Raw genomic sequence first — 22,363 nt, 5'->3', positions numbered from 1 at the left:
GTGGGTCACGCCGCCGCCGAGAGGGGCTCCTCGGCCCAGATCGTCTTGCCGCGGTCCTCGTAACGGGTTCCCCACCGCTGCGCGAACTGCGAGACCAGCAGCAGACCACGGCCGCCCTCGTCGGTGGTGCGGGCGTGCCGCAGGTACGGAGCGGCGCTGCTGCCGTCGGTCACCTCCACGCTCAGCGTCCGGTCGCGGATCAGGCGCAGCCGCACCGGCGGCTCGGCGTACCGGATGGCGTTCGTGACGAGCTCGCTCACGATGAGCTCGGTGGAGAACATCTCGTCGTCCATGGCCCAGGCGCTCAGCTGGCGGGCGGTCAGGGAGCGGGCGGTGGCGACGGCCGCCGGGTCGGCGGGCAGCACCCAGGTGGCGACGCGGGCGGGATCGAGAGGCCGGGTGCGGGCCACGAGGACCGCCGCGTCGTTCGGGGGATCGGTGGGCACCAGTGCCTCGGTGAGCCTCAGGCACAGGTCCTGCGGGGACTCGCGGGCCGCCAACAGCAGGCGCTCCAGCTCGCGCTGCCCGGCGTCGCCGGTGAAGGCCTGCAGCAGCCCCGGGGTGAAAAGGACCAGCCGGCTTCCCTCGGGCACCACGGCCGTGGCCTTCGCGAACGGGGGCCCGGGGCGGCCGAGGGGCGGCCCGGCCGGGATGTCCGGGTAGCTCACGGTGCCGTCCGCGCCCACCATCGCCAGCCCGGCCGGGCCGGCCGTGGCCGCGGTGCACCGGCAGGAGACGGGGTCGTAGACCAGATAGAGGCAGGTGGCGCCGACCGCACTGTGGGCCGTCGGGCCGGCGGCCTCGCCGTCCGTCTGACGGACCAGGTCCTCCAGGCGGGCCATCACCTCGTCGGGGGCCAGATCGAGAGCGGCCAGGGTCTGCACGGCCGTCCGCAGCCGCCCCATCGTGGCCGCGGTCCGCACTCCGTGCCCGGGGGTGCTGCCCGCCACAAGAGCCACGCGGGCCCCGGGAAGGGCGATGACATCGGTCCAGTCGCCGCCCCCACCGCAGTGCACCCGGTGGCGTGCCGCCTGCACCGCTTCGGCGGCGGGCAGGTTCGGGGGCAGCAGACCGCGCTGCAGCGACAGCACGGCGTTGCGTTCGCGCACATAGCGGCGCGCGTTGTCCAGGGCGAGGGCGGCGCGGCCGGCGAGGTCCTGGGCCAGCGTGAGGTCGTCGTCCCCGAACGCGCCGCGGTCGGTCCACCGGTACAGGGCCACGAGGCCCAGCGCACGGTCGCGGACCAGCAGTGGCACCACCATCAGCGAGTGGACCCGCTCCTGCCGCATCCGCCGGGCACGGGCCTCGTCGCCACGCATCCACGCGCTGTCCGCGTCGACCACGGGCACCAGTCGCGGCCTGTGGTCGGTGAGGACCTCGGCGGCGGGTGCGGTGGCGGGGTAGCTGCTGACCTCACCGACGTCGTACGCGCCCGGGGCGATGTCGGTACGGATGGACCGCGAGGCCGCGCGCCGAAGGTCCCAGCCGGCCCGGCCCGGCCCTTCCGGTACGTCCTCCCCGGCCAGCACCGGCTCCAGCAGGTCCACCGCCACGCTGTCGGCCAGCCCGGGCACCACCAGGTCGGCCAGTTCACCCGCGGTGTGCAGCACGTCCAGGGTGGTCCCGATCCGGGATCCGGCCTCGGCGGCCAGCGCGAGCCGCTCCCGGGCACGGTGCTGTTCGGTGACGTCGACCACCACGTCGGCCACGCCGAGTATCCGGCCGTCGTCGTCCTGAAGCCGGAACACGGAAGCCGAGTAGACGTGCTCACGGTCGGGGTCACCGGGCGGACGGCCCCGCTTTTCGAAGGAGAGCACCGGCTCTCCGGTCCGCAGTACCTCGCTCATCACCTGTTCGGCGAGCTCGCCGCCGAAGTCGGGCCAGGCCTCGGTGGGCCGCAGCCCCAGTCCCTCGGTCACCCGGATGCCCTGCATGCCTTCCGCCGCGGTGTTGTACCGCGTCAGGCGCAGCTGCGGGTCCAGGACGAACAGGCCGAGCGGGGAGCGCGTGAACAACGCCTCCACCAGCGCCCGGTCGACGGCCGCGGCGGTCTCGTCCTCGCCGGGCACCACCTCGATTCTCCAGCGCAGCACCGCCTCCGCGTCGTGCTCGGCACGCACGTGCACCCGGCAGGCGACGTGGCGCCCGTCCCGGTGCCGGAGGACCATGCCGGACGTCTCCCGGTCCGCCGCGGCGTCCGCGATCACCAGGTGCTTCGCCGCCCGGCCGAGGACCAGGTGCGCGGGGTACCCCAGCAGGCTCTCGGCGGCCGGGCTCCACGCCACCACGACACCCTCGTCGTCGACCACGAAGGAAGCCCGGTCCGCCTCGCCACGCACGGAGCTCGCCTCCCGGTGGCCGCTGTCTGTCGACCCAGTCATGATCACCGACCGTTCTCCCGCCCGCTGCGGTCGTATGTCCCAGTCTGACCAAGGCGGCCCCGGTCGGCACCCCACGGCCACAGAAATCGCCTGTGGCCCGCCCCGGACCTTCCTGTTGCGCCGGGCACCGGGCTCCGGCGCAGAATCGAAGAGAGAACAGGGCCTGACTCCCTGACGTCCTTCCCCACCACCGAGGACCAGCGAGCAAGGAGTACTCCCATGACCACCGCAGTCCCCAACACACTGCGAGGCAAGCCCGTCTTCGTGGGCGGTGCCTCCCGCAACCTGGGCGCGCTGATCAGCCGTACCCTCGCCGACGCGGGTGCCAGGATCGCCGTGCACTACAACAGCGAGTCCTCGGCCGCCAAGGCACAGTCCGTGGTCGACGAGATCACCTCGGCGGGCGGTGAGGCGTTCTCCCTGCAGGGCGACCTCACGCGGCCCGACCAGGTCGAGCGGGTCTTCGACGAGGTCGTCGACCGCTTCGGCGCGCTGCACGCGAGCGTGAACACGGCCGGCATGGTCATCAAGAAGCCCCTCGTCGAGGTGACCCCCGACGAGTACGACCGGATGTTCGCGGTGAACGCCAAGGCCGCCTTCTTCGTCATGAAGGAAGCCGCGAAGCGGATCGAGGACGGCGGCAAGATCCTGACCATCATCACCTCCCTGCTGGCCGGCTACACCGGCGAGTACTCGGTCTACGCCGGCAGCAAGGCCCCGGTCGAGGACTTCACGCGGGCCCTGTCCAAGGAGCTGTTCGGCCGCAACATCTCCGTCAACTCGATCGCGCCGGGCCCCATGGACACCGGCTTCTTCTACCCGGCCGAGACCGACGAGTCCGTGGCCTACCTCAAGGCCCAGGCGATGAACGGCGACCTCACGAAGATCGAGTACATCGTCCCCTGGGTGAAGTTCCTGCTCACCGACGGCTGGTGGGCCAACGGCCAGGTGTTCTTCGTCAACGGTGGCTTCACCACACGCTGAGTGGAAGGGCCACCACCCGCCCCTCGGTCCAACTGCTGGATGGCCGCTCCCCGCCTGCTGGGTCGGATACGGCCGCTCTTCCGCGCACGCGGTGCGGCTCGGCGTCAGCGGTGCTCCGGGTTCTCGTAGTCGCGGCGGCAGCCGGCGTCCCAGGCGGTGCGCTGGTTGCCGTAGGCGGGGATGCCTCCGGCGTCCTTCAGCAGGCGCGCCAGGTGCAGCAGGTTCCAGGTCATGAACGTGGTGTTGCGGTTGGTGAAGTCGTTCTCCGGGCCACCCGAGCCGGGGTCCAGGTACGAGGGCCCGGGTCCGGCCTCGCCGATCCAGCCGGCGTCGGCCTGCGGGGGGACGGTGTAGCCGAGGTGCTGGAGGCTGTAGAGGACGTTCATGGCGCAGTGTTTGACGCCGTCCTCGTTCCCGGTGATCAGGCAGCCGCCGACCCGGCCGTAGTAGGCGTACTGCCCCGAGTCGTTGAGGAGGCTGGAGCAGGCGTAGAGGCGTTCGATCACCTGCTTGGTGACCGAGCTGTTGTCGCCGAGCCAGATCGGCCCGGCCAGCACCAGGATGTCCGCCGCCAGGACCTTCTCGTACAGCTGCGGCCAGGCATCGCTCGGCCGGCCGTGTTCGGTCATGTCGGGCCACACGCCGGTGGCGATGTCGTGGTCGACGGCGCGTACGACGTCGACCTGGACGCCCTGCGCCGCCATGATGCGCACGCTGCGGTCGATGAGCCCCTGAGTGTTGCTGCGCTCCGGTGACCGCTTGAGCGTGCAGTTGAAGACGAGGGCGCGCAGGTCGTCGTAGCGCGCGGGCGGTGCGTCGGCGGGCGGTGCCTGGTCGGTCACGGGCTCTCCGGGGGTACGTGCCACCGTGCCCTCCCGGTGGCTCAACGCCTCCATCGTGCTGGCCCGGCGGCCGCCACGAGGGCCGCGCCACCACCGCTCCCCGCCAACCACCCCGACAGCCGAACGGCCGCGACGAGCCGGAGCCCGCCGCGGCCGTTCAACCTCCTCCGCCGGGTCTATTCGCCCTTCGGCGCCGCCTGCTGGACCACCTCGAAGGACCACAGGGTCGAGCCCGAGGCGGCGGGCTTGGGGCGCTCTCCGCCCTCCCCGCCCTCTCCCGCACCGGCACCCTGGTGGGCCGCCTTCATCGGGCCCTCCATCCAGGCCTGGAAGGACTCCTCGTCGCGCCAGCGGGTGTAGACCAGGTAGTTGTCGGTCCCGTCGACCGGACGCAGGAGCTCGAACCACTCGAAGCCGTCGGAGCTCTCGACCGCGTGGGCGCGGGAGGCGAACCGCTTCTCCAGGACTTCCCGCTGCTCGGCGGGGACGGTCAGCACATTGATCTTGACTACGCTCATGGCTCCATCCTGCCCGGTTTCCGTGCGTACGACGTCCCGGACCCCCCGACCCGTAAGGGCGCGGCAACGGATGTGCCGTAAGCCCCGTAAGGGATCCGTGGCGGATCTCCGTAAGGGATGTCACAGCTCGGCAGCAAAGCCGGGCCCGGAACCCCGGGCCCGGCCCACCGCTCTCCGAGACCAGGTACGTTCGATGACGTGGCTGGATTCAGGATCGGACGCGGCGGCCGGAACGACCGCGCCCCGCACACGCGACCGCAACACCCCCCGCACGGACAGCAGGCGCCGCAGGGGCCGTCGTACGGCTATCCCCAGGCCCCGCAGCCGCACCCGCACCCCGGGCAGCAGAGCTACGGGAACACCCCCTGGCCGCAGACCAACGGCGGTTACGGCGGTCCGGGCGGCGGCGAGCCGGAGTACTTCGGCGACGACGGCGCGTACCAGCGGGGCGGGCACGACCCGTACGCCGCGAACAACCCGGGCCACACGCAGGCCTTCGCGGTCGGCGAGGACCCGTACAACCAGGGCGACACCTACCGCGCCGGCGCGGCCCCGGCCGCCCCGGCCGGGCCGCGGCTGCACTGGAAGGAACTGCTGAGGGGCATCGTCCTGGCCCCCAACCAGACGTTCCTCCAGATGCGCGACTACACGATGTGGGGCCCCGCCCTCATCGTGACCTTCCTCTACGGCCTCATCGCGGTCTTCGGCTTCGACGGCGCCCGCGAGGACGCGATCAACGCCACCCTCTCCAACGCCATCCCGATCGTCCTGACGACGGCCGTCGCGATGGTGCTCAGCGCGTTCATCCTGGGCGTGGTGACCCACACGCTGGCCCGCCAGCTCGGCGGCGACGGGGCGTGGCAGCCGACGGTCGGCCTCTCCATGCTGATCATGTCCATCACGGACGCACCCCGCCTGGTCGTCGCGATGTTCCTGGGCGGCGACGCCCCCTTCGTCCAGATCCTCGGCTGGGCCACGTGGGTCGCGGGCGGCGCTCTGCTGACGCTGATGGTGTCCAAGTCGCACGATCTGCCGTGGCCGAAGGCGCTGGGCGCGTCGGCGATCCAGCTGATCGCGTTGCTGTCGATCGTGAAGCTGGGCACGGTGTAGTCCGCTTTTCTTGCCGCCCATGGGAAGGGCCCCCGGCGATACCGCCGGGGGCCCTCTCGTCGTTGACGCGGCGCCTCAGGCGTCGAGCACCTGCCCGGCGCGCCGCACGACGGGCGGCTGCACGGACCACGGGAAGTTGATCCACTCGTCGGTGCGCTTCCAGACGTACTCGCACTGCACGAGGGAGTGGGACTTCTCATAGATCACGGCGGAGCGCACCTCGGCGACGGCGTCGAGGCAGAAGTCGCGCACGAGCTTGAGCGTCCTGCCGGTGTCGGCGACGTCGTCGGCGATCAGGACCTTCTTGTCCGAGAAGTCGACGACGTTGGGGACGGGGGCGAGCATCACGGGCATCTCGAGGGTGGTCCCCACGCCCGTGTAGAACTCCACGTTCACCAGATGAATGTTCTTGCAGTCGAGGGCGTAGGCGAGCCCGCCGGCCACGAACACACCGCCGCGGGCGATGCTGAGCACTACGTCGGGCTCGTACCCGTCGTCGGCGACGGCCTGCGCGAGCTCCCGGACGGCGACGCCGAACTGCTCGTAGGTCAGGTTCTCTCGTACGTCACTCATGTCACTCACGTCAGTCGGGGGCTCAGACCTGCGTCCGGTGGAAATTGAGGAAGGACCGGGAGGCGGTGGGCCCGCGCTGTCCCTGGTACCGCGACCCGTACCGCTCGCTCCCGTACGGGAACTCGGCGGGGGAGCTGAGCCGGAACATGCACAGCTGGCCGATCTTCATCCCCGGCCAGAGCTTGATCGGCAGCGTGGCGAGATTGGACAGCTCCAGCGTCACGTGCCCGGAGAACCCGGGGTCGATGAACCCGGCGGTGGAGTGGGTGACCAGCCCGAGCCGCCCGAGCGAGCTCTTGCCCTCCAGGCGGGAGGCGAGATCGTCGGGCAGCGTGATGACCTCGTACGTCGAGGCGAGCACGAACTCACCGGGGTGCAGGATGAACGGCTCGTCGCCCTCGGGCTCGACCAGCCGCGTCAGGTCGGCCTGCTCGATGGAGGGGTCGATGTGCGGGTACCGGTGGTTCTCGAACACCCGGAAATAACGATCCAGCCGCACGTCGATGCTCGACGGCTGCACCATGGATTCGTCGTAGGGATCGATCCGTACCCGCCCGGCATCGATCTCGGCCCGGATGTCCTTGTCTGAGAGAAGCACGCCCCGAGGATACGCAAGGCGCGCGGAGCCACCACAATCGCGACGACTCCACGCGCCCACGGCAAGATCCGTACTCTCTGCCTGTCCTGCTCTACCGCTTCTCGAGCCCCACCGGCACGACGCTGCGCAAGCGCGCGCAGCGCGGACAGCGGAGGAGCCGACCGGGGCCGAGGCGCTCGGCCTTCTGCATCGGGAACGAAGCGGTGGTGAACACGTGCCCATCGGCACAACGGACGACGGTGCGCTCCATCAAGTCCTGAAGTCCCTTCCCCAAAGAGCCGCGTCTGGCTGCTGATGCCCTGACGAGGAAGGCCACATTACGGGATGAATGGGACGCCCCTCCAGGCGGCACTCCGACCCCATCCGGCCCCTCTCCCACCTCTCCACGGTACGCCCCAACTCCCGTGCCCCGCAGCCGCATCCCACCCCCCGAACGACCGCAGGCCCCACGGCGTGAACACCGGGAGCCTGCGATGAGGTACAGTAAGCGAGCGTTCCGCCACCGATCTCGGTCGGCGTCTTACGCGGGTGTAGTTTAATGGTAGAACATCAGCTTCCCAAGCTGAGAGCGCGAGTTCGATTCTCGTCACCCGCTCCATGAAGAAGGCCCAGGTCAGCGACCTGGGCCTTGTTGTTGCGCATAGTGATCACTCGTCGCGTGCCAGATTCGTGCCAGAAGGCTCGTCGGGCTTCTTCTGCGCGGCAGCGGCGCGAGCCTTCCGGACCATGGCGTCGAGGCTCGCGGCGACCTCCTCTTGCCGCTCGTCGTCGGAGTGCTGGTAGATCAGCGCCGCCTTCTCCGAGGACTGGCCGGCGCGGACCATCGTGTCCTTGAGCGTGGCGCCTGAGCGGGTGGACAGAGTGTGTCCGGTGTGCCGGAGATCGTAGAACCGGAAGCCCTCGGGCATGCCGACGATCTCACGTGCCTTCCGCCACTTCCGCCCGAAGCTGCTGCGCCGGAAGGGAGCGCCTTTCTCGCCGACGAAGACCAGCCCGTCAGGTCCCGGCTCGGCGTAGCTCTCCAGGTGCCACCGGAGCTCCCGGCGGAGGAACGCGGGAAGAATCACAGTCCTGGTTCCGGCCTCGGACTTGGTGTCGCCCTGGACGCGTCGCCCGTTCATCCGCTCAGGCTCGGCGAGGCGGACGCGAACGCGCAGGTTGTCGACGTCGACGTCCCGGCGGCGGAGGCCGGCCAGCTCTTCCGGCCGCATAGGACCGTAGGCGCCGAGGTAGACCATCAGGCGCCACCGCATCCCAACAGCGTTGGCGAGCACGTCCACTTGGGCGACGGTGGCGATGCGCCGTTCAGCCGCCTTCTCCTTACCAGCGCCCTTAATTCGGCACGGATTGCGAGTGATCAGCTCGTCGTCCACGGCCGTCTCCATGATGGCCTTGAGGAGCCGATACGCCTTCGCCGTCATCGTCTTGGCACTCGTGGTCCGCAGCCGATCCGCCCGCCACTCACGGACGCGCGGCGCGGTGATCTCGTCCAGGTCCGCCTCGGCGAAGGCGAAGAGGTGCTTGTCCAGGAGGTACCGGTAGAGATCCCGAGTCAGCGGCGCGAGCTCCCGTTCCTCCACCCACTTGTCCGCGTAGGCCTGGAAGCCGACCGCCCCGGCCTCGGGGTCGCGCCACTCTCCACGGCGGATCTCGGTCTGCTTTTCAGCGAGCCAGTCATCCGCGTCCGCAGTCGTCTCGAAGGTGAACGGCGCCGGGCGCATCACGCCGTCAGGCCCCGGATAGCGAGCCTGGTACCGGCCGGAGGGGAGCTTTCTGATCGCGCCGAACCGGCGCCGCCTGCCCTTACTGTTGGCCATCAGGCAGCCCTCCTGTATCGGGCACGAGGGCGCCTCAGCGGCTCGACCGTGCGAGCAGCGATGTACTCCGCAACCGCGCTCTCCGGGATACGGACGTACCGGCCGACCTTCACGTACCGAATACGCCGCTCCTCGATGAGCCGCCGGGGGAAACGGGAGGTCGTGCCGAGCAGCTCGGCGACCTGGTCCACGGACAGGTAGCGATCGGTCATGTGGTCGGTTCTCCTTCCGTTCCGGGGGCGGGTTCGAGGGATGCGGCGAGCCAGGCTTCGCCGGTGCTGAGGCCGGTTCCGGCGAAGACCCAGTGGGCAAGGACGAGCGTGGTTTCGCCGTCCTGCGGAGCGGGTGGGATGGCTTGGGCGCGGCGCCATTCGGCGCGGGCGTTGCGGAGGGCGCCGAGGGTGGTGGAGTAGCGGCGGGACTTGGTGGAGAAGTGGCCGCGGAAGCCGAGCATGTGGGCCCAGGCCCGCAGGCGGAGGTCTGCCAGCTCGGGGCGCGCTCCGAGGGTCCAGGCGGTGCGGATCAGGCGGCGGGCGTGGTCGGAGATGCGGGTCTGGGCCAGCTCGGCGAGGAAGCGGATCGGGCGGTCCAGGGTTCCGGTCGCCACTTCGGCGCCTTTGGTGGCGTACTTGGCGATGTACGCCGCTACGGCCTTCTCCGTCAGCTCCTGGCCGCCGTCGAAGTCGGCGGAGCGGATCGGGCGGACGTCGAGCTGACGGCCGAAGGCGAAGGTGTGCGCCCGCCCGTCGACCACCGGTCCGTGGACGCGGGCGGCAGTGGCGGCGGCACGGATGGCATCGCTGAGCAGTTCCGCTGTTGCCCAGGTCGGGGGCGCGGTGTCGCCGCCTTCCGGGCCGTCCAGGCGAATGACCGCGTGAAAGTGGACCGCGCCGCGCTTCTGGTACTCGGCCACCTTGGCGAAGGAGATGCGCGCATGGTCGCGGAAGGCACGTTGAGTGAGACCGGCGCGCTTGGCGACTTCCCGGCGCAGGTAGATGGAGAGGCGCCGCCACAGGGCCCCGGCGTGCGCGTTCCAGAGCACGGCCGCTTCGTAGTCGTAGGTGTCCGGGTCGAGGGGCGTGCCGAGGTCCTGGTCTGTGTCGTCGTGCCGGGCACCACAGCGGCAGGGCCGTCCACTGGAAGGGCGGTTGTGGACCGGGCCGAAGCTCGGGGCGGTGAACGTGGCGAACACGCGAGGGTGGACGGCGACCTGTTCGGGCGTGCCCTTGCCGCCGCGCAGTCCGGCGGTGATCAGGTGGTAGGTGTCGCGGCGGTAGGTCTCGGCACATGCCGCGCAGCGCGTGGCTCGGCGGTTATTGCAGCGGACGAGGAGCTGACCGGCGGGGAGGGCGGCGGAGTCGAGGTGGTGCAGGACGCCGCCGATCTCACCGGTCGTGGTGTCGACCGCGTACTCGGTGCGGTGGCCGTCGAGGCGAACGGGGCGGGTGCAGCCGCCCAGGGTGGAGAGTTGGCGGGCCAGCTCGGGCATGGTGCCGAGGGAGGCCAGCATGGAGAGTTCCGCCAGCGGGGGCGGAGTCTGCCGGGTGATGATGGGTCTTCCTTTCGGCTGATTCGGCGGTCGGGAGGGACGGCCCCGGGGCGGCGGGATGCTTGGCGGCGTGTTGCCGCCCCGGCGGCCGGTCAGCGCTTGTTCGAGCCGTTGACGAGGGAGCGCAGGACGACGGCGGCGATGGCCACGGACACGGCCGAGACGGCGACGGCCGCCAGGAGCGCCGTGAGGACGACGCCGACGGCGACCACGGCGGTGACCGCGCCGACGCCGACCCCGACGAACGGGGCGATCGGGCGGCCGGCGGAGGGGGCCGGGGCGTGGTCCTGCGGGATGTGGGTGGTGATGCTCGGGACGTGCGGGGTGTCGGGCAGCTTGGGGTGGAACATGGCTGGACTCCTTGTCGGTCGGGGTGTCATTCGCGGGTGCCGTTGACGACGTCGATTCCGGAGCGGGTGCCGGACTCGATGGCCGGGGCGAGGAAGGTGTGCGAGAGCCAGAAGCCGAACAGGGCGATCACGACGGCGACCCAGAGGCGGATGCCGAGGAACTTGATCGCGGCCCAGGCGATGACGCCCAGGACGAAGACGAGCGGCAGAGAGACAGTCACAGGGGTCTCCTCAGCGGACGCGGCAGCGGTGGGTGCGCGCGGCCAGCTCGGCGGCGGCACGGGTGTCGTAGTCGGTAGAGAAGCCGCAGCGCGGAGCCGTGCAGGCGGCGGTGTGCTTCTCGCGCCCTCGGCCGTCGTAGTAGGTGGCGACCTGCACGGGGCCAATGCGGACGACGCGGCGGAAGCGGCGGTTGGCGGGCATCAGGGGGTCTCCCTTTCGGTTTCGCCGGTGAAGTCGGTGACGTGGTCGGCGAGCCAGCGCAAGATCTCGTCGCCTTCGTAGCTGTCGGCGGCGAGGATCACCGGCTCGGCGATCAGCACGGCTTCGGTGAGGCGGTTCTGTCGGGTCAGCTCGGCAGCGCGCTTGAGCGCGCGGAGCGTGGACGGGCGCAAGGTGGAAGGTCCTCCGGAATCAGGTGAGTTGGGCGGCGATCGCTTCGGCGAGCGGCATCGGGACGCCGAGCCGGGCGCGAAGGGTCGAGGTGTCGATGGGTGTTCCGGTCCGGGCGCGGTGTTCGTCGGCGACCCTCCGGGCCATGGCGACGAGGGCGGGCGGCACCGGGGAGGGTGAGGACGGAGCCGACGCGGGGGAGGCGGCAGGGAGTTCGGTTGCTGTGGAGGACGGTTCGACTTCTGCGGCGGTAGGTTCCGGCACTGCGGCCGTCGAGGGCGGTTCGGATGCCGTTGCCGGAGCCTTGGTCGGGTTCGGTGCTCCGTGGGCGAGCAGGGTGCCGCCGAGGAAGGCAACCGCGGGCCAGCCCGCGACGAGGATCCGCAGCCAGGCCGGTACGTCGTCCAGGTCGAGCAGTCCGGCGGTGGCGACGTTGGCGCCGAGGGACGCGGCCAGTGCGACGAGGAACCAGCACCACCCGGCCGCCTTCGCCTCGCCGGAGCGGAGCCGACGCCAGGCCGCGACCATCAGCAGGTCGACGGAGACCGGATAGGCCCACGCCTTCCAGCCGTCCTGTCCGGCGGCCAGCGCCAGGTCATGCAGGTGAGCGAAGGACAGCGCGGCGGCGATCAGCGCTTGGACGAGTACGGCGTCCACGCGGATGGGCAGGGCGCGCACGGCCACTCCTTCCAGTTCCAGGCATGGGTGGGGTAGGGACGTGGCGCGGGACGGCCGCGCCGACCGTTGGAGCGGGGTGGGCTACTCGGTGACCGGCTGAGGAGCGGCCGCAGGACCGGACTCCTTCACCGGCACCGGCGGGACGTACGGCCGGAACGGCGCGAGCGCTGGAACGTCCGGAGCGAGGTGCGCCGTGTCGCGGCAGGTGGCCGCAGCGTCGGCGAGGGACAGGTGCGGAGTACGGATGCGGGACCAGCCGCCGGAGGTGTCACCGACGACGGCGAGGCCGGGCAGTTCGGCGGCGATGGCGCAGGCGGCCGTAACCGCCTCAGGGGCGATGTCGCCGAGCGCCATCTTGGCGGAGGCCTCGTCGTTCACGCGGTGGCAGACGCGGCCGGTCAGCTGGGCCCGGAGCATGGTGGCGCCCTTGCCCAGCTCGGCGCCGAACCTCTGCCCGCAGACCTCCTGGTAGATGCCGGCCGCACGGCCGAGCTGGGCGAGCCGGATGAGCTGGGTAACCATCTCGTCCCGCCGCTCTTCCTCCTTCTTCGTGGCGACGAGGAAGAGTTCGGCCACTTCGTCGATGAACAGCACGATGGGTGCCGGGCGTTCGTCGTCCGGCAGTCCCCAGACATCGGAAGTAATCTCCTCTGCCGGAGTACCGGGCGCGATGCCCTGCCGGGCCTTGATCAGGTCGTATCGGTCCTCCATTTCCTTCACGAGCACGGGCAGCAGCTCGGCCGCCTGCTCCGGGTCGGTGGCCAGGGCGGAGAGCCGGGGAGCGAACGGCGCCAGTTCCACACCGCGCTTGCAGTCGATTCCCACGAGCACGACCGGCTGAGCGGCCAGTCCTGCGAGCAGGTTCCGCAGGTACATGGACTTGCCGGACAGCGTGGCGCCGAGCACGAGTTCGTGCGGTACGGCCTGGTAGTCCCGGACGAAGGCGGTCGCGTCCTCCCGCAGAGCGACCGGCACGCGCAGAGGACCGGCTTCGGTCCGGCGGGGCATCCGTACCTTGCGCAGGACGTCGTAGCCGACGAGCCGCAGTTCCACGACTCCGGGCTTGACGTCCCGGACGTACACGGCGTGAACCCCCCAGGCGTGCCGCAGCCGTTCGGCCGAGGCCGCCACGTCCGCCGGTTCCTGCCCCGGAGCCAGGCGCAGCCGGAGCCTCAGGCCGGTCGAGGTCGGCCGGATCATGCCCCGACGCGGAGGCACCGGCCGGACCTCACGGCGAGCAGTCGCCTTCACGGCCAGGGCCCGTAACCGGGACGGCTCCACCGCCAGACCGCACGCGTCCATGGTCGAGGAGTACGTGACCAACAACTGGGCTACCGACACGGGCAGCCCGACCGTCGACCAGTACGCCGCCGGGTGAGCGTGCCGGGCGTAGGCCGCGCCGCCTATCGCAACGAGCGACCCGCCCAGCTCGGCCCACGTCACCAGGTCCGCCACGACGATCAGCCCGCCTGGTCCATCGAGAAGGCGCCGGGAGCAACGGCGGTGGCCCGATAGGCGATGCCGTGCCGCTGCTGGCCGTTGAACACACTCTGCCAGGGCCGGGCGACGAGACCGGGCAGCGAGACCGGGGCGCCGACGGTCAGGCCGTCCGTCACACCGCTCTCGGGGATGGTGACCTGGATCAGCGACGACTCGCCCTCGTCGATGTAGACGACGCCGACGGTCATCAGTGCCTCACCGCTCACGGCGTCCTTGGCGATCTCGCCGGTCTGCCGGTCGCGCACCTTCGGCGCCGGGGCTTCGGTGAGCAGGATCGTTGCGGGCGAGGCGTCAACGCGGATCACACGCACGGATTTCTCCTTCTGAGTCGATCAACTTGCTACCTGACAAGTTGACTTAGCAAGTTCGAAGCTAGGGATGCCAGGTTGACTTGTCAAGTGTGGACCGGGTGGTAGGCCGAGAGGAACTGGCCGCGGATCAGGGTCAGTTCAGGCGGTAGGTGTCTTCGAGTTCCTGCCGGTCGGCGGGCAGCAGCAGGTCAGAGACTTGCAGCGCCTGCCCGGAAGCGTCGCATGCCACGACCAGGACACTGAGGACGGGAACGCCGTCCGGAAGGTCCAGAAGCTCGGCTTCTGCACGCTCGGGCAGCCGGGCCGAGACCCGTTCCGTCACGTGGTCGAAGCGGACCTTCTTCCGTGCTTCCAGATGCGCGCGAGTGCTGCCGCTCAGCACTTCGGCACTCTCCAGCTCGGTCCCTTCGGCCAGGCCGTCGGGGAAGTACGACGAGACCAGCTCAACCGGTTCGCCGTCGTCGACGACCAGGAAGCGACGCACGAGGATCTTGACCCGCTTGGGCAGCCCGAGCACCGAGGCGACTCGCGCCGGAACAGGGACGTAGCCCACCTCGACCAACCGCCCTGGAGCCTGCGACTCGTCACGCGCGAGCGCTTCACTCCCCCTGCGGTCCTTCTGCTCGACGACGGCCGGGCGGCCCCGCACGATGGTTCCGTACCCCTGCCGGGACTCAAGCCAGCCGTCGCGCTTCAGCAACTCCAGGGCCCGGACGACGGTGGGACGGGACATCCCGAAGGCTTGCACGAGTTGGTTCTCGCTGGGCACTCGGGTGCCGGGCGGATATGTGCCGTCCTCGATGCGGCGCTGAATGGTCTGAGCGAGGCGAACGTACTTCGGTGCCTCCACGTCATACGCCATGTGTGCCGCCGCCTGTCGAGATTGGCCAAGTCAACTGGTCAACCAGACTAGCGACGATTCCGCCGGCGCAGTACCAGCGGAGCGTATTGCGCTCATGACGGCCAGGCATCGGCCATCTCGAAGGAGACCACTGTTCCGCCGAAGCGACTGGGCCCGTGATGCCAGGAGTCGGCGATGGAGTCGACCAGAAGCAGCCCGCGCCCGTGCGCGTCATTGGCGTCGGGACGCCGCAGCCGCACGCTCGCTGGAAATCCCGGGTTGTGCACCTCGACCCGGAGTGCAGCACCCTCCCGGAACCACTCCACCCGGACGACCCAGGGGTCGTCGGCGCGACCGTAGGAGATGGCGTTGGTGACGAGCTCCGAGATCATCAGCACGCAGTCGTCGACCGAGCAGGCCGGGTTGTACGGAGCGATGAACTTCCGGAACCAGCGCCGGGCCCGAGGCACGGACTCCGCGACGGGATGCAAGGTCATCGCGCCGAGCCGCGGTGCGTCGTCAGAGGGATAGCGGTCGATCGCGTAGTAGGCCATCGTGCTCACTCCTTGCCGCTGCCGTCGCAGTCGAGGCAGCGCCGCTTCGATGTGGCACGGGTGCGGTCGGCGGCGGTGGCAAGCGCCAGGGTCGTACGCGAGCCGACGCGCTTCCATCCGCGCCCTCGGCAACCCCGACAAGGTAAGTGCGTGCCCTGATCCGGCCGCTGACTCGTCACACCGTGCCCCCTTCCGATGAAGTGGCCTTAGCCACTTTCTGGATAGTGGCATTAGCCACTTCGCGACGCAAGCGGTTCGCCTCAACTGGCTGGCTGTCCGTCAGGAGAGCGGGTAGCCCTGCTCGAACGCCCAACGCAGCGGCGGGTAAGTGGCTTCGGCGAACTCCAACGGCCGATCCTGGAGGTCGTAGACGACGTGATGCACGACCAAAACGGCAGACCCGGCGTCGAGTTGCAGGTCAGCCGCCTCCTCGTCCGTCGCCGTCCGGGCACACATGCGATCCTCGGCGTAACTGCCCTGCCGTCCAGTCATGTTCTCGACGTACATCAGGGTGCCCTCCTGGATCCTCTCGGGTTCCAGCAGCTTGGGCGCGCGCTGACCGACATCCGGCGAGAACCACGAGGTGGACAACGTGATGGGCCCATCCTGGTTGTTGGTCACCCGCCGACGGTGAACAGCCCGGCGGTCCTTCACCAGGCCCAGCGCCTCAGCCACGTAATCCGGCGCCTCCAGCCAGCCGGCCGACGTGATGACCGCGTACTCGCCGGGCGTGTAGATCTTCCCTGTCTGCCGAGCGCGGCCGTACAACTCACGCGCACGCCGATTCACTTCGAGGCTCCGCACGTACGTGCCCGAACCCTGCCGCTTCTCGACAAGCCCCTGATGACTCAGCGCCTCCAGCGAACGAGCTGCCGTCGGCCTGGACACTCCCCAATCCGACGCCAGTTGGCGCTCCGAGGGAACCTCATCTCCCGGCCGCAGGTCGCCCCGAAGGATCTGATCGCGGATGTAGTGCGCGATCTGCAGATACTTCGGCTGAGCCTCCTCGATCTTGGGCATGCGCCCTCCTCGTCCAGCGCCGCACCGGCGGCAAAGTGGCTATGGCCTCTAGCCACTATAGGGTGAGTGGTCAATACCGGACCCCGTACGCTTGGCCCCATGATGCGGTTGATCGTCGCAGCAGGAGGAGGTGGCGACGCAGTCGCCGCCGCAATGCTTGACGCCGCCCTCTACGGCGACGACAACGGCCGGGCGGTGATCCTCACGTACGCGTGGGACCGCTTGCTGATCGACCCGGTACCGGGCCCCCGAGGACCCGAGAACTTCACCGGCCTTGAGCCCATCACTCCAGCCGTATGGAAGGTGCCGGCGCAGGCCCGCCCGATCGCCCCGGCAGGCTCCACTCTCCCCCGGCTCGCGGCAGAGCTCCCGCACACGTTCGCACTGATCGACCCAGGGCACGGCGCGGAAGGTGTCACACGCCAACTCGAAGAGCTGATCAGCCACTTGCAGCCCGAGTCGATCGACCTCCTAGACGTGGGCGGCGATGTCTTGGCGCAGGGCGACGAGCCGACCCTGAAGAGCCCACTCGCTGACGCCGTCACACTGGCGGCATGCGCCCAGGTGAACGCGCCTATCCGGCTGCTGATCGCAGGCCCTGGACTGGACGGGGAACTCCCACTCGACGACATGCGCGGCCTGCTCGGCCCGGTTGTACACACCCTCACAGCCAGCGATGTGGAGCCGGTCAGCTCGGTCCTGGAGTGGCACCCTTCCGAGGCGACCGGGATGCTCGCGGCGACAGCCCGAGGAGTACGGGGCACATGCGAGGTCCGGGATGCGGGACTTCCCATCCCTCTGACCGACGAGGGCCCGACCGTCCACGAGGTCGACTTGGACGAGGCCCTGAGCCGCAACCAGTTGGCCCGCACGATCATGACGACGGCCGCCTTGGACGAAGTCGAGGCACTCAGCCGCGAGGTGTGCGGCTTCTCGGAGATCGACTACGAGCGCAACAAGGCCCTTTGGCTGAAGGATCAACGGCCGACGCAGCTGGACGCCGAATCGGTGTTGCCCCAACTCGACCAGTTCGAGGCGGAGGCACGAAGCCGTGGAGTCACACACACGACGTTCCGCCGACTCACCGAGGCGCTGAACCTCGACGGCACTCAGCGCGAGGCCCTACGCCAGCTGCTCATCAACAGCCGACCTGAGCAGTACACCGCCCCACTGTGGCGCATCACAGAGGGCTTGTCGGGTCTCAGGTGACGCTTGACAGGTTGGCGTCGGGTGATGCTTGACGTCTGTCCTAGACGATCTTTCGTCTGTTGTACTCCCCGGACTTGCGGACGACCACCCCCTTGGCGGTGGTGCGGGGAACGGTGGTGATCAGGTCGTCCCCGTGGAAGACGCGGATGACGCTGTCGTCCAGGTGGGCGGTGACGACCTGGTGGGCATAGGCCCGACCGATCTGGATGCGCTGGCCTGCGACGACGAAGCCGCCGACGCTGCTGACGGTCCGCTCGGCGATCTGCTCGGCGGGTGGTGGGATGGTTGGGGGCGGGCCGGCCGGTCTGGCTCCGCGCAGACGGCCACAGGCCGTGGCTGACAGCGGGCAGGGCAGCGCGGCCAGCAGGATCCGCTGTTCGTCGAGGACCTGCATCACAGTGCCGTCCAGCCTGAGGGTGACCCGTTGCCCGGCGAAGGCCCAGCCGATGTTGCATCGGTCGCCGCCCAGGCCGATGTAGCCGACCGGGTTGACGGTGCGGTCCACCTCCACCGCCGTGGTGTCGGCCGGGCCCGGCTCGTCGGCCCATGGCCCGGCGGGGCGGGCGTCCCCGCATGCCAGCAATGCGCGCAGGTCCCGGCCGGACAGCTTCGAGGGCAGTGTCTTGTGCCGGGCACCGCCAATGAGCACGTGCAGCCGGTTCACGTCGATCCGCAAGGTCACCGTGGTGCCGGCCAGCGCGGGACCGAACCAGATCTGCTGTCCGCTCAACGACAGGTTTCCGCTCGGTGGCACGGTCCGCTCCACCTCGATCGTGCCGACCTCCTCGCCGGTCAGGGGCCAGGAACGGGCCGTCGTCTGTTCCTGTGCTGGCTGCCGACGCGCAGCGGGCACCACGACGGGTGCCTCGGCGCCGGCGATCGTTTGAAGACTCGGCGGCAGTTTCACCGGCAGCACCGCGGCTTCGGCCTGGGCCGCCTTCGTGCTGAACCGGACGGCCGGGGCCTGCATGCCCAGCGCCTGATGCGGACGTGCCTGGTTGTAGTCCACCAGCCACTCGTCCACTATCTGCTGCGCGGCGGTCACGTCCGCGAACGGGCCGTGCTCATCCAGCAGTTCACGCCGCAGCGTCTGATGGAACCGTTCGATCTTCCCCGTGGTCGTGGGCGACTTCGGCTTGGTGAGCCGGTGGATGATGCCGTTCTCCCGGCAGATCCGGTCGAACATCGTCTCTCCCGGCCTGCCAGAGCCGAACCGGGCAGTGAACTGCTTGCCATTGTCCGTCAGCACCTCCCCCGGCACCCCGAACCGCAGCAGGGCCTCACCGAAGGCCAGACACACTGCCCGTCCGGTCGCCCGTCGCACTACCTTCGCGATCACCACGAACCGGGAGTGGTCGTCGATGCCGGTGACCACCTTGCACTCGGCCCCGTCGGCCAGCAGGAGCCCGCCAACGATGTCCATCTGCCACAGCTCCATCGCCGCTTCCCGCTCCCACCTGCGGTAATCCGACCGGCGCCGCTTGTGCAGCCCCGGCTGCACCAGACCGTTACGCACCAGCACCCGATAGACCGTGGCCCGTGAGGGCACCGGCACCACGCCCTGACGCGTCAGCTCGTGCACCAACCGGCGCGGCCCCCAACCCGGATGCCCACGCCGCAGCTCACACACCGCCGCCTCCACGTCCGCCGCGATCCTGTGTGGACACCAGGCCGGGCGATGCGACCGGTCCGCCAGCCCCGGCAGACCCGACCGCTCGTACTTGCGCACCCACGCATGGACCGACTGCCTGGAGACCCCATAACGGGCTGCGACTTGGGTGACGGGAACCCCCGCGGCCACCTCCATGACCGCGTGATACCGCTGCTCGACCACGCTCAACTCCACCAGCACGGCCTCAGCCCTCCCTGCACGCGCCGATCAGACGCGCACAGCCAAGCCGAGGCAAGCGGTGTCAAGCATCAGGTGAAGCCGCAGTGTCAACCATCAACCGAGACAGGACACGCATCACAGAGGGCTCCTGAGTAACAACCTTCTTCACGGGTTCAAGGCCCGCGCACGGCGCGGGCGCACGCCGCCTCTGCGGCGCGGCCTGCCTCCTGTCTTCGCCCCGGCTGGCCGCGCCAGGCGGCGCGCTGCGTGCATGCGGGCGAGGAGGGAAACCCGCTGTGGCTGGGGCCGGTCGGCTCCACGGCTTTAGCCACCTCCCCGGTCCGGGTCCCGCGTCGAGCAAGACCAGGGGGCCACTCGTGCACATTGCGGGCAGGTCCAAAGCCTGCCCGAGTTGCCAACCAGCGTACGGCCCCCTGGTCATGCTCGACCCCAGACCGGGCAGGCCACCGGCCAAACCCGTTCCGCCGACCTCCGAGTATCGGAGGCGAACAGCTCATCGCGCCGGTAATCTAGCCCTCTCTTGGGGAGGCACACGTGAGTTCCGAAAAAAGCAACGCAAATAACCCCATCGATCTTGCACGGCAGCGCCTGCTACCCGACGACCCTCGGGTTTTGCTAGCGGATGACGCCGCCAAGTCCGGCATTCCGCATGATTGGTTCCTCCTTAAGGAAGAAGATCTGTACCTCACCCTAGAAATGCCCAACGGGAGGGAAAAAAGACGGAGGGTCCTAGACAAGAACAGTTGCCAAAGATTTCTAAATCACTCTTACGCCTCGGTTAAATACCTGGCTTCATGGGATGCTTGTTATTTCGACGATGAAAACAGGGTCGAGGCAGGGATCGTTGCCCTTTCCACCGAAGCAGGGCTACGGCGAGTGCAACAGCTCCCTGGAGTAAGGCTCGCATCCAGTGCCACCTTGGACATCAACGAGGAGGAGCTAGACGAAGTCGCCCTATTCCAAGTAGAGCGGAGCACGAGAAACGAAAATGCCTGGTTTCTAAGATTCCCGGACGATCTCTCGAATGGCTGCTCAATCGAGATCGGAACCGCTAGCGACCGGTTCGGCATCTTCTGCCGTAGCCCGCGAGGAGTCGGATCCATCACCCTGAACATTGCGAATGTTTCGATCAACCGACACGACGACCTTGTCCGTCTGCTTCAGAAGGTATCCGATTCAGTCTTCTTTGAACTGGACACGAGGTATGACATTGGCCTGCGTATCGCCGATTATGGACGCGGAATCAATCGCCGCCGCTTTCTCAACACCCGCTCAGCATCCCAGAGCCAACCAGCCGTTCGCACACCGAAGGCTCAGTACGACGAAAAGGCGATGAGCCTCTACTGGTACGGCAGATCATCCGCAAGACTCCCGCTTCTTGAGTATCTGGCCTATTATCAAGTGTTGGAGTTTTATTTTCCTGCATATAGCCGCCGAGACGCGCTGGACAGGCTTCGGCAAGAGCTAAGGGATCCACGTTTTGAGCCGGATGACGATGTCCAACTTGCCAGGATTCTTGCACTCGCCAGTCGATCCGGAAAGGGGTTCGGGACTGAGCGCGAGCAACTGAAAGCAGCGCTCCGTGCATGCGTGCCTGAGGACCACCTACGAGAATTCATTGAGTCTAACGAAAAACTTCATGCGCACGTGACAGATAAGAAGGCAATTCGAGATGTCGCATGCGTCCACCTAACGGACAAGAATAGTGACCTGATAAGCCAGGTGGCTAACCGGGTTTATGACATCCGATGCCGCATCGTTCACACGAAGGAGGAGATCGGCGAGACTACAAAGGACCTCTTGATGCCCTTCTCCAAGGAGGCCGAGCAACTCGTGTGGGACATTGAGCTCGTGAAGTACCTGGCACAGAAACTACTTGTTGCTGGCGCAACCAAAATGACTTGGTAGCTCACGATCGGGCTTCACGGCGGCCGAGGCGCCTAACTACTCCGACGCGGAGGCTAGTAGCCGTGCCGCGCGCGGGACCAGGGCCAAGTTAGTGGGTCCGTGTGACGCCGCTTAGGACACCCGCTGATCGAACTCCTAACGCGGATGTCGGCGCACTATGGACTATCTGTGGACAGGACCAACCCTGCCCCGCTCCCATAGGGCCCTGATCAGCTTCTTCACCTCGTACCGAAGCGCCCTCCGGAGCCGTTGTCTGCACGGCAGCGAGGAAGCCGGTGCCTACGACCAACGACGACCACCAGGCGCACCGCCCCTGGACAGGTGACGCGCAGGTCACCGAGATCCCCGGTAAACCCAAGGGCAAAAAGAAGCCGAGGCCAGAACAGTAATCAGGTGGCCAGGATGGCTCGTTGCTCTCACGATGGGCGTATGGACCGGTTGCAGCACAGCGCTTGGCGGTATGTGGCGGAGGTACTCCCACCCGAGGAGCTCCCGATGCTCGCTGCTCATGCGCTCGTCGACGGGCGTGATTCCCCCGCCCTGCGCGAACTGGCCGGCCTGCCACGCAGGAGCGACGAGACCGAGATCCGTGAACTGTACGTCCAAGCCCTGAACGAACTCGGCATACCCCTTCCCGACGAGGAGACAGCCGGCCGCTGGCTCCTCGTGAACCTCGCGTTCGGTCTCGCGAAAAGCGAGCTGGGCCCCATGGACGTAGCCAACCGGCTGTCGATGACGGTCGCAGCCCTCACACCGGAGGAGACACAGTTCCTCTCCGTCGCAGCGGACTACAGCGAATGGATGGAACCGGACGAACTCCCGGGATGGGAGAACGACCTCAGGGCCGCGGCCCACTCGTTGACCGCCTCCACCGATCTCGGATCCGTTATCGGCGTGCCGGGTTCGCGGCGCGACTGACCAACCCGCCTGAACGCGCCCCGTGCCAGACCCGTGCCAGATACTGCAGGGAACCACGGGGAACAGCGGTCACCACCCAGAGGCGCCCTCAGGTCATGACGCGGCTCGACAGCAGGTCAGCGGGGCTATCGAGCCCGTAGAACCCAAGCTTCCCAAGCTGAGAGCGCGAGTTCGATTCTCGTCACCCGCTCCATGATGAAACCCCAGGTCAGTGGCCTGGGGTTTGTTTTCCTGGGCC

24 protein-coding genes and 1 tRNA gene are annotated in these 22,363 nt (G+C 68.7%); 6 read left to right on the top strand and 19 right to left on the bottom strand.

The annotated features are described in order from the left end of the window. Positions 1–5: 5 nt before the first annotated feature. Positions 6–2,381, bottom strand: a complete 2,376-nt coding sequence (locus I2W78_RS18170) for a SpoIIE family protein phosphatase (RefSeq protein ID WP_196461300.1) — start codon at positions 2,379–2,381, stop codon at positions 6–8. Positions 2,382–2,600: 219 nt separating this feature from the next. Here I2W78_RS18170 and I2W78_RS18165 point away from each other — a divergent pair, with 219 nt between their 5' ends. Next, positions 2,601–3,365 carry an SDR family oxidoreductase gene (locus I2W78_RS18165; RefSeq protein ID WP_196461298.1) on the top strand — a complete coding sequence of 255 codons (765 nt, stop codon included), beginning with the start codon at positions 2,601–2,603 and terminating at the stop codon, positions 3,363–3,365. Positions 3,366–3,469: 104 nt separating this feature from the next. Here the strand turns inward: I2W78_RS18165 and I2W78_RS18160 are convergent, their stop codons facing one another. Beyond that, positions 3,470–4,207 (bottom strand): flavodoxin family protein, encoded by a 738-nt coding sequence (locus I2W78_RS18160; RefSeq protein WP_196464608.1) that lies wholly within the window; start codon positions 4,205–4,207, stop codon positions 3,470–3,472. 176 nt (positions 4,208–4,383) lie between these two features. Beyond that, a complete protein-coding gene (locus tag I2W78_RS18155) occupies positions 4,384–4,725 on the bottom strand; it encodes an antibiotic biosynthesis monooxygenase family protein (protein WP_196461295.1) in 342 nt (113 codons plus the stop codon). Positions 4,726–4,842: 117 nt separating this feature from the next. Here I2W78_RS18155 and I2W78_RS18150 point away from each other — a divergent pair, with 117 nt between their 5' ends. Continuing rightward, on the top strand, positions 4,843–5,835 hold the full coding sequence (locus tag I2W78_RS18150) for a Yip1 family protein (RefSeq protein ID WP_196461293.1): 993 nt from the start codon (positions 4,843–4,845) through the stop codon (positions 5,833–5,835). Between the two features lie 75 nt (positions 5,836–5,910). Here I2W78_RS18150 and I2W78_RS18145 read toward each other — a convergent pair whose 3' ends face one another. Both I2W78_RS18145 and dcd read right to left on the bottom strand, forming a co-directional pair. Next, entirely contained in the window at positions 5,911–6,408 is a 498-nt protein-coding gene (locus I2W78_RS18145) for a phosphoribosyltransferase (protein WP_196461291.1), read from the bottom strand. A gap of 22 nt (positions 6,409–6,430) precedes the next feature. After that, a complete protein-coding gene (dcd, locus tag I2W78_RS18140) occupies positions 6,431–7,006 on the bottom strand; it encodes a dCTP deaminase (RefSeq protein WP_079305965.1) in 576 nt (191 codons plus the stop codon). 524 nt (positions 7,007–7,530) lie between these two features. Between dcd and I2W78_RS18135 the strand changes: the two genes are divergently transcribed. Further along, positions 7,531–7,604 (top strand) — tRNA-Gly (locus I2W78_RS18135). 49 nt (positions 7,605–7,653) lie between these two features. Here the strand turns inward: I2W78_RS18135 and I2W78_RS18130 are convergent. The 13 genes from I2W78_RS18130 to I2W78_RS18070 form a co-directional block, all read right to left on the bottom strand. Then, the gene (locus I2W78_RS18130) at positions 7,654–8,823 is read right to left on the bottom strand and encodes a tyrosine-type recombinase/integrase (RefSeq protein ID WP_196461289.1); all 1,170 of its coding nucleotides are present in this window, start codon (positions 8,821–8,823) and stop codon (positions 7,654–7,656) included. Beyond that, positions 8,823–9,035, bottom strand: a complete 213-nt coding sequence (locus tag I2W78_RS18125) for an excisionase family DNA-binding protein (RefSeq protein ID WP_196461287.1) — start codon at positions 9,033–9,035, stop codon at positions 8,823–8,825. The genes I2W78_RS18130 and I2W78_RS18125 overlap by 1 nt, the downstream gene beginning before the upstream one ends. After that, positions 9,032–10,333, bottom strand: a complete 1,302-nt coding sequence (locus I2W78_RS18120) for a replication initiator (RefSeq protein WP_196461285.1) — start codon at positions 10,331–10,333, stop codon at positions 9,032–9,034. The genes I2W78_RS18125 and I2W78_RS18120 overlap by 4 nt, the downstream gene beginning before the upstream one ends. A 131-nt stretch (positions 10,334–10,464) precedes the next feature. After that, positions 10,465–10,722 (bottom strand): SpdD protein, encoded by a 258-nt coding sequence (locus tag I2W78_RS18115; RefSeq protein ID WP_196461283.1) that lies wholly within the window; start codon positions 10,720–10,722, stop codon positions 10,465–10,467. A gap of 26 nt (positions 10,723–10,748) precedes the next feature. Then, complete coding sequence (locus I2W78_RS18110; protein ID WP_196461281.1) at positions 10,749–10,943, bottom strand: hypothetical protein; 195 nt, start codon at positions 10,941–10,943, stop codon at positions 10,749–10,751. A 10-nt stretch (positions 10,944–10,953) separates the two neighbouring features. Beyond that, a complete protein-coding gene (locus I2W78_RS18105; RefSeq protein ID WP_196461279.1) occupies positions 10,954–11,145 on the bottom strand; it encodes a mobile element transfer protein in 192 nt (63 codons plus the stop codon). Next, positions 11,145–11,336, bottom strand: a complete 192-nt coding sequence (locus I2W78_RS18100; protein ID WP_196461277.1) for a hypothetical protein — start codon at positions 11,334–11,336, stop codon at positions 11,145–11,147. Before I2W78_RS18100 ends, I2W78_RS18105 begins: the two co-directional genes overlap by 1 nt. Before the next feature lie 19 nt (positions 11,337–11,355). After that, the gene (locus I2W78_RS18095) at positions 11,356–12,012 is read right to left on the bottom strand and encodes a DUF2637 domain-containing protein (RefSeq protein ID WP_196461275.1); all 657 of its coding nucleotides are present in this window, start codon (positions 12,010–12,012) and stop codon (positions 11,356–11,358) included. 81 nt (positions 12,013–12,093) lie between these two features. Further along, positions 12,094–13,467 carry an FtsK/SpoIIIE domain-containing protein gene (locus I2W78_RS18090; protein WP_196461273.1) on the bottom strand — a complete coding sequence of 458 codons (1,374 nt, stop codon included), beginning with the start codon at positions 13,465–13,467 and terminating at the stop codon, positions 12,094–12,096. A 5-nt stretch (positions 13,468–13,472) separates the two neighbouring features. Further along, positions 13,473–13,823, bottom strand: coding sequence for an SCO3933 family regulatory protein (locus tag I2W78_RS18085; RefSeq protein WP_196461271.1), 351 nt, complete (start codon positions 13,821–13,823; stop codon positions 13,473–13,475). Between the two features lie 133 nt (positions 13,824–13,956). Next, entirely contained in the window at positions 13,957–14,685 is a 729-nt protein-coding gene (locus I2W78_RS18080; protein ID WP_196461269.1) for a GntR family transcriptional regulator, read from the bottom strand. Between the two features lie 92 nt (positions 14,686–14,777). Next, entirely contained in the window at positions 14,778–15,218 is a 441-nt protein-coding gene (locus I2W78_RS18075; RefSeq protein WP_196461267.1) for an ATP-binding protein, read from the bottom strand. Positions 15,219–15,497: 279 nt separating this feature from the next. Then, positions 15,498–16,238, bottom strand: a complete 741-nt coding sequence (locus I2W78_RS18070) for a GntR family transcriptional regulator (protein ID WP_196461265.1) — start codon at positions 16,236–16,238, stop codon at positions 15,498–15,500. A gap of 99 nt (positions 16,239–16,337) precedes the next feature. Here I2W78_RS18070 and I2W78_RS18065 point away from each other — a divergent pair, with 99 nt between their 5' ends. Then, positions 16,338–17,447, top strand: a complete 1,110-nt coding sequence (locus tag I2W78_RS18065; protein WP_196461263.1) for a DUF1152 domain-containing protein — start codon at positions 16,338–16,340, stop codon at positions 17,445–17,447. 40 nt (positions 17,448–17,487) lie between these two features. On the opposite strand, the gene I2W78_RS18060 is transcribed toward I2W78_RS18065, so the two are convergent. Next, positions 17,488–19,287, bottom strand: a complete 1,800-nt coding sequence (locus I2W78_RS18060; protein ID WP_196464607.1) for an IS481 family transposase — start codon at positions 19,285–19,287, stop codon at positions 17,488–17,490. Between the two features lie 546 nt (positions 19,288–19,833). Here I2W78_RS18060 and I2W78_RS18055 point away from each other — a divergent pair. Both I2W78_RS18055 and I2W78_RS18050 read left to right on the top strand, forming a co-directional pair. Further along, complete coding sequence (locus tag I2W78_RS18055) at positions 19,834–21,207, top strand: hypothetical protein (RefSeq protein ID WP_196461261.1); 1,374 nt, start codon at positions 19,834–19,836, stop codon at positions 21,205–21,207. Positions 21,208–21,636: 429 nt separating this feature from the next. Beyond that, positions 21,637–22,125: a hypothetical protein gene (locus tag I2W78_RS18050; protein WP_196461259.1), complete on the top strand. Its 489-nt coding sequence runs from the start codon at positions 21,637–21,639 to the stop codon at positions 22,123–22,125. Positions 22,126–22,363 lie beyond the last annotated feature (238 nt).

The organism is Streptomyces spinoverrucosus (genome assembly GCF_015712165.1).
Taxonomy (GTDB): domain Bacteria; phylum Actinomycetota; class Actinomycetes; order Streptomycetales; family Streptomycetaceae; genus Streptomyces; species Streptomyces spinoverrucosus_A.
Note: the sequence above shows the minus strand (reverse complement) of the source record. Positions and strands in the feature narration are given on the sequence as shown.